Annotated in this window: 6 protein-coding genes and 2 tRNA genes; 3 read left to right on the top strand and 5 right to left on the bottom strand. The window is 40.4% G+C overall.

Going from position 1 to position 9,543, the window contains the following annotated elements; genetic code table 11:
• The first annotated feature begins 56 nt into the window (after positions 1-56).
• Positions 57-704, top strand: a complete 648-nt coding sequence (locus Q0X72_RS04315; protein ID WP_297762366.1) for a hypothetical protein — start codon at positions 57-59, stop codon at positions 702-704.
• A gap of 350 nt (positions 705-1,054) precedes the next feature.
• Here Q0X72_RS04315 and Q0X72_RS04310 read toward each other — a convergent pair.
• The 3 genes from Q0X72_RS04310 to Q0X72_RS04300 all read right to left on the bottom strand — a co-directional run bounded on the left by Q0X72_RS04310 (position 1,055) and on the right by Q0X72_RS04300 (position 3,429).
• Positions 1,055-1,129: transfer RNA gene (locus Q0X72_RS04310), tRNA-Pro, on the bottom strand.
• 37 nt (positions 1,130-1,166) lie between these two features.
• Positions 1,167-1,258, bottom strand: a tRNA-Ser gene (locus Q0X72_RS04305).
• 122 nt (positions 1,259-1,380) lie between these two features.
• Positions 1,381-3,429 carry an HDIG domain-containing metalloprotein gene (locus Q0X72_RS04300; protein WP_297762364.1) on the bottom strand — a complete coding sequence of 683 codons (2,049 nt, stop codon included), beginning with the start codon at positions 3,427-3,429 and terminating at the stop codon, positions 1,381-1,383.
• Between the two features lie 117 nt (positions 3,430-3,546).
• On the opposite strand from Q0X72_RS04300, the gene Q0X72_RS04295 reads away from it, so the two are divergent.
• Positions 3,547-4,722, top strand: coding sequence for an acetyl-CoA C-acyltransferase (locus tag Q0X72_RS04295; RefSeq protein WP_297762362.1), 1,176 nt, complete (start codon positions 3,547-3,549; stop codon positions 4,720-4,722).
• A 6-nt stretch (positions 4,723-4,728) separates the two neighbouring features.
• Positions 4,729-5,496, top strand: a complete 768-nt coding sequence (locus tag Q0X72_RS04290; protein WP_297762360.1) for a C40 family peptidase — start codon at positions 4,729-4,731, stop codon at positions 5,494-5,496.
• Between the two features lie 50 nt (positions 5,497-5,546).
• Here Q0X72_RS04290 and Q0X72_RS04285 read toward each other — a convergent pair whose 3' ends face one another.
• The gene (locus Q0X72_RS04285; protein WP_297762358.1) at positions 5,547-6,812 is read right to left on the bottom strand and encodes a tetratricopeptide repeat protein; all 1,266 of its coding nucleotides are present in this window, start codon (positions 6,810-6,812) and stop codon (positions 5,547-5,549) included.
• 33 nt (positions 6,813-6,845) lie between these two features.
• The gene (gyrA, locus tag Q0X72_RS04280) at positions 6,846-9,374 is read right to left on the bottom strand and encodes a DNA gyrase subunit A (RefSeq protein WP_297762356.1); all 2,529 of its coding nucleotides are present in this window, start codon (positions 9,372-9,374) and stop codon (positions 6,846-6,848) included.
• Between the last annotated feature and the right edge of the window lie 169 nt (positions 9,375-9,543).

Below are 9,543 nucleotides of genomic sequence, written 5' to 3'. Positions count from 1 at the left end.
TCCTCAACTTAGATCATTTCCTCCTCTACGGGATAAAATAATGGAAATAATAAAGCATGGTTGTATACTCAAAAAATACAAACCCAAATATGTTATTGCTGCCTTTAGGCGGAATGGGACTGTTCATACTTTTCTATCTCATAGCAGCACTAAAATATCCGGGTGGTTCCTGGGTACTACTTGACCAGGATGGCTTTAGTTTTTGGAATAATTATCTATGTGATCTGTTGGATGTGCATGCGATCAATGGTGAAATTAATCCGGCGCGATCTTATGCGATCTTCGCCTTAAGTTTTCTTTGTATAGGTTTATTTTGGTTGTGGTTTTATTTGCCCAGTTTATTTGAAAATAACAGTACCAATCAAAGCATAATGCGCATATCAGGACTATTATCACTAATCACCCTTGTTTTTTTGGCTTTGGGCAACCATGATAAGGTTCTCTATATTGCAGGATTTTTTGCTGTAATTGCCCTTATCAGTTGTTCAATAGAACTTTTCAAAGTGGGCTATAAAAACCTTTTCCTGTTAGGAGTATTTTGTCTATTGGTCTTTCTTATTAATTACTACATTTACGAGACCCGCTTAATGATCAAATCGCTCCCAGTGGTACAAAAGTTTACGTTCATATTATTTATAAGCTGGTTTGTTTGTTTAGATGTGGCCTTATATCGGAAATTGAGGTTGCCTGAAGTCTCAGAATAAATCAGCTTCCTTATTCGTAAGTCGTAAAAATCCTGTAGTAAAGCTCAAGAAGCGCGCGAAACATGCTTAAAACAGGATTACATCGCTGCGCGCTGTGATCCTCAGAGGTCGGTGCTCAACAAAAGACAACCCCTGCGCTGCATGGTTACTTTTTATTTCCGTGGCTTACAAAAGCGGTCTGAAAAAGGATTACGCCTACGGCGTGATCCTGAATTGTTGGTGTTGACAGTAAAGTGAACCATTCGCTTCGCAGATTATGGTTTTTTATTTTCAAACCTTAAATGAAATAAATTCCACTAGGCACTAAAAATAAAAAACCACCGCCTAATGACGGTGGTTCCACTTTACTGTCGGGGTGGCAGGATTCGAACCTGCGACCTCCGCGTCCCAAACGCGGCGCGATAACCGGGCTACGCTACACCCCGAACTGGTTATCAATATTCTGTCTTCTCACACAGACTCTGGCGGAGAGACAGGGATTCGAACCCTGGGTACCCTTGTTAGGGTACGACGATTTAGCAAACCGCTCCTTTCGGCCACTCAGGCACCTCTCCTATATTTCATGTACTAAGAATGTCTTTTAGAACATCCTATAATAGCGGCTGCAAATGTAATTCTTCATTCTTTGGAACGCAACTTTTTTAAGTTTTTTTTGGGCGATTTTTACAGTACTTTTTCATTCCGGATACTCTACTCTAAGGTGATAAATATTTGTTAATTTTTGCTTTAATACCTTCTTTACCGTCTCAATTTCTTTGAACGTAATATTGGCATTTAAAAACTGGTTTCCTTTCATTTGTCCACTGACGATCTTTTCTACAAATTCTTCGATTATCAGATAGGAAGGATTAACCAAACTTTTTGAAGCAGCCTCCACAGAATCAGACATCATAAGAATGGCCGTTTCTTTGGAAAAAGGAATGGGGCCCGGATACCTGAAATCATCTTCATTGGCATCCGGATTTATTTCCAATTCCTTCTTGTAGAAATAATATACCCTTGTTGTGCCGTGATGGGTCCTGATAAAATCGATCACCCTATCTGGCAGGTTGTTTCTCTGCGCCATTTCAATTCCTTCAATCACATGATTTATGATGATCCTGGCGCTCTCTTTTGGATCAATATCATTATGCGGGTTTACATTCGTAACCTGATTTTCAGTAAAATAAGTGGGATTATTCATCTTACCTATATCATGATACAAAGCTCCCACCCGCACCAACATAGCATTGGCCCCAATGGCATTGGCAGCTGCCTCAGCCAGATTCGCCACCTGTAGTGAATGATGAAAGGTCCCCGGGGCTTTGTTTGAAAGTTCTTTTAATAGTTTAGAATTCGTATCAGACAATTCCAAAAGGGAAACATCCGAGACCATCCCAAAAAGCTTTTCGTAGATATAGATCAACGGTTGTGCAAAAAGTGTGATCATACCGTTCAGGAAGAAGAATCCAAAAGTGAACCAATGGATGTTGTCAAGATTTCCTTCATGAATAATGTGAAAGGCAAAATAACCCACAATATAGATCAGTGTGATCTGCCCAACTGAAATAAACAGGTTGGCCCTTTTGTATAATTCAGAAACAGTTAAGATGGTGACAATACCGGCAATGATTTGCAGAAAGATATATTCAAAGCTATTAGGTACCACAAAACCCAGAATGAGAACGGTGAGTACATGGACGAACAACCCTAATCTGGCATCAAAAAACGTTTTTAAAATTAAGGGTAAGATGCAGAGTGGAACCACAAAAACATAGGCTTCATTGTACTTCACTACAAGGGTGGTAAGAAATACCATCAATAAAATATTGAAGAAAATAAAAGTGACCTTTACATTATTGCGGTAGATAGCCGGCCTGTACTTTTTAAGAAAGAGGAACAACATCATCAGGACAAGTGCTACAAGGATTGTATACCCGAACAGGATAAAATATTGATTATTGGCTGTCCAAAGCTCCGATTGAAACTCTGCTTTTAATGAATTAAGAATAACCAGATTCTCTGCTTCTACAACTTCACCTTTTGCAATAATCAGCTTCCCCTCATCCACAGATCCCCTGGTGGTGGCTATTTTAGACAGTTCATCATCTAGTTCCTTTTGGGATAATTCTGAGTCATATGTAACATTAGGCCTAACAATATCAAAGAACAATTCCTGGTAAAGGGAGTAGTACTGCCCTGCCCTGCGCGATTTTAATATTTCCTGGATCACTAAATCTACCTTCCCAATCAAATACACATCTGCTACAAGAATTCTGCGGGCCTCATTGTTTTTAACCAGGTATAGATATTCCGCCGAATTTGCTCCCAGTCCACCTTGAATAATACCATTTTTATAGAGTTCTTCAAGGATGTCATCTCCTATAGTCTGGAGTCGTCTTATTTGACTGTTCGAAAATCTTTCTTGCGTAAAAACTGTGGTGAATGTTTCCTCATATGCTTTAAAAACATCATCAGCAACAGAGGTATCATATGTATAATATGGGATCTGTCTTGCCTTTAGTGTCTCTTGTTCCTGAGATAATTCCTCGGCAGTCTTTTTGATGGAAAAATCGAATGGAGCATACAGATTCTCATACTGCCACGGTTTTCCTTTTTGAAATTCGTATTTAAATTGTCCTCCTTTTGGGAAAAAGAAAACAATGCACCCAATAGTTACAAAATACAAGATATACTTATAGATCAGCGACTGATTTTTATATACCTTATCCAGAGAATCTTCCATATAGTTTTACTGCTCATTCAAAAATAGAAAATATAATGGCAAACCCTGTCTTTTCTTTAGTATAGGTTATTCGTTGCACGATATTTTCTTAATTTCGTAGCATAAGTTTTAAGAACTATGAAAGAAGTAGTAATTGTATCGGTGGCAAGAACACCTATAGGTAGTTTTTTAGGATCTTTATCTGGAATTCCGGCGCCAAAATTGGGAGCGATCGCGATAAAAGGTGCCCTGGATAAAATAGGACTAGCTCCGGAAATGGTGGAAGAAGTACTAATGGGCAATGTGGTGCAAGCAGGTACCGGACAAGCTCCTGCCCGCCAGGCGGCCATCTATGCCGGAATACCCGATACGGTACCTTGTACAACCATAAACAAGGTCTGCGCCTCCGGGATGAAGGCTATTATGCAGGCGGCGCAATCCATCGCCCTGGGAGATACCTCTATTGTAGTCGCCGGCGGTATGGAGAATATGAGCTTAATTCCTCATTATGTGCATATGCGCAATGGTCAAAAATTTGGTCCAGCAACATTGGAAGACGGAATGCAAAAAGATGGATTGGTAGATGCGTATGATCACAATGCAATGGGAGTTTGTGCCGATCTCTGTGCCACTGAACATAAGTTTAGCAGGGAAGATCAGGATGCCTTTGCTATTCAATCATATCAGCGTGCTGCCAAGGCATGGAGTAGTGGTAAATTTGCTGATGAAGTAGTACCTGTAGAAGTACCCCAGAGACGGGGAGAGCCTTTGATAGTTGCTGAAGACGAAGAATTCAAGAATGTAAAAATGGACAAGATACCATCCTTGCGACCAGCTTTTAGCAAGGACGGAACGGTAACTGCAGCCAATGCCTCTACTATAAATGACGGGGCCGCCGCATTGGTATTGATGAGTGCGGAGAAGGCAGCAGCATTAAAGCTTACCCCCCTGGCTACTATTAAAAGCTATGCAGACGCAGCTCAGGAACCGAAATGGTTTACTACTGCACCTGCCAAAGCTTTACCAAAAGCACTAGCCAAAGTAAACCTGAATATCAAATCTATTGACTACTTTGAATTTAACGAGGCATTTTCAGTAGTTGGTCTTGCCAATATGAAGTTATTAGGATTACAGGATTCTAATGTAAATGTACATGGCGGAGCGGTAGCCCTTGGTCATCCCCTGGGATGTTCCGGCGCCCGTATTGTTATTACCTTACTGAGTGTATTACAGCAAAATAATGGGAAATTAGGTGCTGCAGCCATCTGTAATGGTGGTGGAGGTGCATCTGCCCTAATTCTGGAACGTAAATAAGGATCCTTGCAAAAGACCAAGCATTACTACGGCCTATGTGCTCTGAGTATTATTCCGATCAGGGCCAATACAGATCAGGCAAGTGAGCAGCTAAGTCAACTTCTATACGGCGACACTTTTAAGATCACCGAACATAGAAAAGACTGGAATAAGATAAGAGTAACCTTCGATGGTACAGAAGGATGGATCCAAAAAAATCAGGTCACTCCCCTATCCAAAGAGACCTATAAAGATCTGAAAGCTGTAAAGACCCCAGGCTATTCATCAGATCTTATTGCCTTTGTAAGCCAACATAATAGTCAAATAATCCCGGTTCTTTTAGGGTCTGTTGTTCAAAACGCCAAAACCCTCGATCATACATTTGAAGGGGAGCTGGTGAGCGGTACTATGGATAAAGATCAGTTGGTACCTGCGGCTTTGCAATACCTGAATGCGCCTTATCAATGGGGCGGAAAATCGCCATTTGGTATTGATTGTTCCGGTCTTGTACAAATGGTTTATAAGATAAATGGATATGCCTTACCCAGAGACGCCAAGGACCAAGCGAACGAAGGGGAAGTTTTAAGTTTTGTTGAAGAAAGCTCCCCTGGGGATCTTGCATTTTTTGATAACGAGGAAGGGGTAATAATTCATGTCGGGCTCATTATGCAAAATAACCATGTGATACATGCTCATGGATGTGTCCGTATAGACAGACTAGACCAAACCGGTATCTTTAATGTAGCTAAGGGAGAATACACCCATCACTTGAGGGTAATTAAAAAAATTATATAAAAAAAACCCGGTCCAAAAAGACCGGGTTAGAATTTTATAATTGAAAAGTCTTACTCTCCCAAGAGTTTTTTAATTCTCATAAAATTTTCATTATCCCCTAATGCACCATAGATGTTCTTTAACTGAGATAATAGACTCTCATTATCCTGATTTTGCTTTAATGCATCTTCCAGAATTAAAGCGCCTTCTCTGAATAATTCATCTTTTTGTGTTTTGAGTTCTTCATATCTGGCAATATCAGCTCTAGAATTACCCAGACTATTCATCTCGTCTATTAAACCATTTCCTTCATTGACATAGGTTGTAGAGAGGTTTAATTGGGCATTCACATACCCTGGATTTATTGAAATGGCTTTTTTATAAGCTGTTCTTGCTTCTTCTAAATTGCCCTGTTCCATATTGATCACTCCAATATTGTACTGCAGATCAGGATTATCAGGGGCCATTTCAGAAGCCTGAGCCATTAGCGTCTTAAAGGTATCTTTATCACCCATTTTGTAGTACAGATTGGCCTCGTTTAATACCAGATTCACATCGTCTGGATTTTTGGCCCGTGCATCCTTATATGCTTGTAACGCCTTATCATCCTGACCTAGCTGTGTGTAGATCAAGGCAATATTCTTAATGATCTCTGCACTTTTTGTAGGAGACTTTTCCTCAACAGGATCTTTATACGTACCAGATTTTACCAAAAGATCCATTTGAACCTTATCACTCATTTCTTCAACTTCACCAGTAGCTGCATTTGTAGCCTTATAAGATATGGTACTACCGTCATAATTGAGATCATTTAATTCTTCATAGTATCCAAGTGCGTCTTCATAGTGGCCGCCGTTTACAGCACTACTGGCCGCATAGTATAAAAAGATAGTGTCTCTTGGGCTTAAATTATAAGCCATATACAATTTGTCTGCACCTTCTTGGAATTTCTTATTGTTGTTATCCTCTACTGCAGCATTTATAAGATCTGAAGTTAATCCGGTAAGCATCTGATTACTTTCAGAACTATATTTTTGTTTACCGCTCTTTTCTTCAATACTTACAACCTCTTTATAGGATTTTACTGCCTCATCAAAGGCACTGGCATCTCCTTTTTTGGCAAGATCTGAATAAACATTTCCGCGTATAAAGTAGTATTGCGCTTGTAACCGTTCGTCTGCTCCACTTATCATACCAGATGCAGCCTCTAAACTTGCCTTGGCACTTGCAGGATCTCCATTTTTCATTGCTTTTTCAGCATCCTTTAGCTCATTCTTCTGAGAAAAAGCAACCATGCTAAACGTCATGGCCATTAAAATTAATAGTTTAGTTCTCATTGTCTTAATATTTGAATTAGTGTTTATTAATTATTATTCGGTTTCCGGTTCATTGGTATCAAGAGCCGTGCCATCTTCTGTTTTTACTTCAATATCCCGAAGTTCTACCTCTTCCAGATTATCCTCATCCTTCATCACTTTTGCCACAGCGGCAATAGAATCTGAATCTTTTAAATTTATGAGTTTAACTCCCTGAGTAGCTCTCCCCATGGTCCTTAGGTCATCTACACTCATCCGGATCGCGATGCCAGATTTGTTGATGATCATTAGGTCGTCTGAATCAGAAACATTCTTAATGGCTACCAGGCCACCTGTCTTATCTGTGATAGATATCGTTTTCACACCTTTTCCACCTCTGTTCGTGATCCTATAATCTTCAATACTGGAGCGTTTGCCGTACCCATTCTCTGAAACTACCAGGATCTCATCGTCAAAATTATGAACAGAGACCATTCCGATAACCTCATCCTCATCATTGGCCAGTCTAATTCCCCTTACCCCAGAGGCACTTCTCCCCATAGGTCTGGTCTTGCTTTCCTCAAAACGGATCGCTTTACCCGATCTTAGTCCGAGGAAGATCTGACTGGTTCCGGTAGTAAGTTTTGCTTCGAGCAATTCATCATCTTCACGAATATTGATCGCTATTATACCATTTTGTCTTGGCCTTGAATACTGTTCTAAGGAGGTCTTTTTAACTGTCCCCTTCTTAGTGGCCATGATCACGTAATGACTATTCACATAGTCCTCATCTTTTAGATCTTGCGTACATATAAAGGCCTTCACCTTGTCTGTAGATACTATATTGATAAGGTTTTGTATAGCCCTTCCTTTAGATGTTCTGCTTCCTTCGGGTATCTCATATACGCGCATCCAAAAACATTGACCACTTTGTGTAAAGAACAACATATACTGATGGTTGGTCCCTACGAATAGGTGTTCAAGGAAATCCTCATTTCGGGTAGACGAGGCCTTTTGACCAACACCACCTCTATTTTGAGTTTTGTATTCTGAAAGCGGAGTTCTTTTAATATAGCCTGCATGCGAAATAGTGATGACTACCTGCTCATCCGGGATCATATCCTCAATGCTCAGATCACCTCCGGCAAAATTGATCTCCGAACGTCTTTCATCTCCAAATTTGTCTTTTACCTCAAGAAGTTCATCTTTGATGATCTGCATTCTCCTGTCCTCATTGGCCAGGATGTCTTTTAAGTCTTCAATCGTATTCAGGACATCCTCGTATTCTGAGCGTAATTTATCCTGTTCAAGGCCGGTAAGTTGCCTTAGCCTCATTTCAACTATTGCCTTCGCCTGAATTTCCGTCAGTTTAAACCGCTCCATCAAATTCTCCCTTGCTTCATCTGCATTAGAGGAGGCTCTGATGATTTTTATCACTTCATCTATGTTGTCTGAAGCAATAATAAGTCCTTCCAGGATATGAGCTCTGTCCTCGGCTTTTTTAAGATCAAATTTGGTTCTTCTAACGACTACCTCATGGCGATGTTCTACAAAAAAGCCAATCATCTCCTTTACGTTCAACAATTGTGGTCGCCCTTTAACAAGGGCAATATTGTTTACACTAAAGGAAGATTGAAGCGCTGTATACTTAAAAAGAGTGTTTAATACTATATTAGGAATGGCATCTCGCTTTAGAATGTAAACAATACGCATCCCGTTCCGGTCGCTTTCATCACGTATATTGCTTATCCCTTCTATTTTCTTGTCATTTACCAGGTCGGCCGTCTTCTTGATCATATCGGCCTTATTCACCTGATAAGGAATTTCAGTAACAATGATACATTCCCTTCCCTGAACTTCCTCAAATTGAGTTTTGGCGCGCATGACAATTCGTCCTCTTCCGGTATGGAATGCCTCTTTGACACCATCGTAGCCATAAATGATCCCCCCTGTTGGAAAATCGGGTGCTTTAATGTGCGTTATCAATTCATCGATCTCAATGTCATTGTTTTCAATATAGGCTATGGTACCATCTACCACTTCAGTAAGATTATGCGGTGGCATATTGGTCGCCATTCCCACTGCAATACCCGAAGCTCCGTTTATCAGTAAGTTGGGTATTCTTGCCGGAAGAACCGTTGGCTCCTGTAAAGAATCATCAAAATTTAATTGGTGGTCTACCGTATCCTTATCAATATCGGTAAGCATTTCATCAGCTATCTTGCGCATACGAGCCTCCGTATAACGCATGGCAGCCGGACTATCCCCGTCAATGGAACCAAAGTTTCCCTGTCCGTCTACCAACATATAGCGCAGACTCCATTCCTGGGCCATCCTTACCATAGAATCATAGACCGATGTATCCCCATGTGGGTGATACTTTCCTAGAACTTCCCCCACAATACGGGCCGATTTCTTATGTGAACTACCCGACCTTACACCCAACTCATGCATCCCATAAAGCACTCTTCTGTGCACGGGTTTTAATCCGTCCCTGACATCAGGTAAGGCTCGTGAAACTATGACCGACATTGAATAATCAATGTAGGCAGATTTCATCTCGTCATCAATGTTGATCTGGATTAACTTTTCTCCTTCCGCCATAAAAAAATCCTATTGTTTTTGAGTGGTTAAAACATCGGGGCAATATACGCAAAATGATAGGTTAGGTAGAACAAAACATGGACTTTATTGAAGTATTTATTAACATGACAAGAGGGTCATTTAGTTGATAATTTGGGTGTTAATTTTTTTGTAAATCGAGCATTTTTTC

The sequence above is a fragment of the uncultured Muriicola sp. genome, from assembly GCF_947258935.1.
Lineage (GTDB): Bacteria > Bacteroidota > Bacteroidia > Flavobacteriales > Flavobacteriaceae > Muriicola.
The sequence above is the reverse complement of the archived record's forward strand: the minus strand, read 5'-3'. Positions and strand labels throughout refer to the sequence as shown.

Bases quoted from the DNA above. Each gene is read 5' to 3' on its own strand.
- Q0X72_RS04315 (WP_297762366.1), top strand. From the start codon at position 57: ATGGTTGTATACTCAAAAAATACAAACCCAAATATGTTATTGCTGCCT.
- Q0X72_RS04300 (WP_297762364.1), bottom strand. From the start codon at position 3,429: ATGGAAGATTCTCTGGATAAGGTATATAAAAATCAGTCGCTGATCTAT.
- Q0X72_RS04285 (WP_297762358.1), bottom strand. From the start codon at position 6,812: ATGAGAACTAAACTATTAATTTTAATGGCCATGACGTTTAGCATGGTT.
- Q0X72_RS04295 (WP_297762362.1), top strand. From the start codon at position 3,547: ATGAAAGAAGTAGTAATTGTATCGGTGGCAAGAACACCTATAGGTAGT.
- gyrA (WP_297762356.1), bottom strand. From the start codon at position 9,374: ATGGCGGAAGGAGAAAAGTTAATCCAGATCAACATTGATGACGAGATG.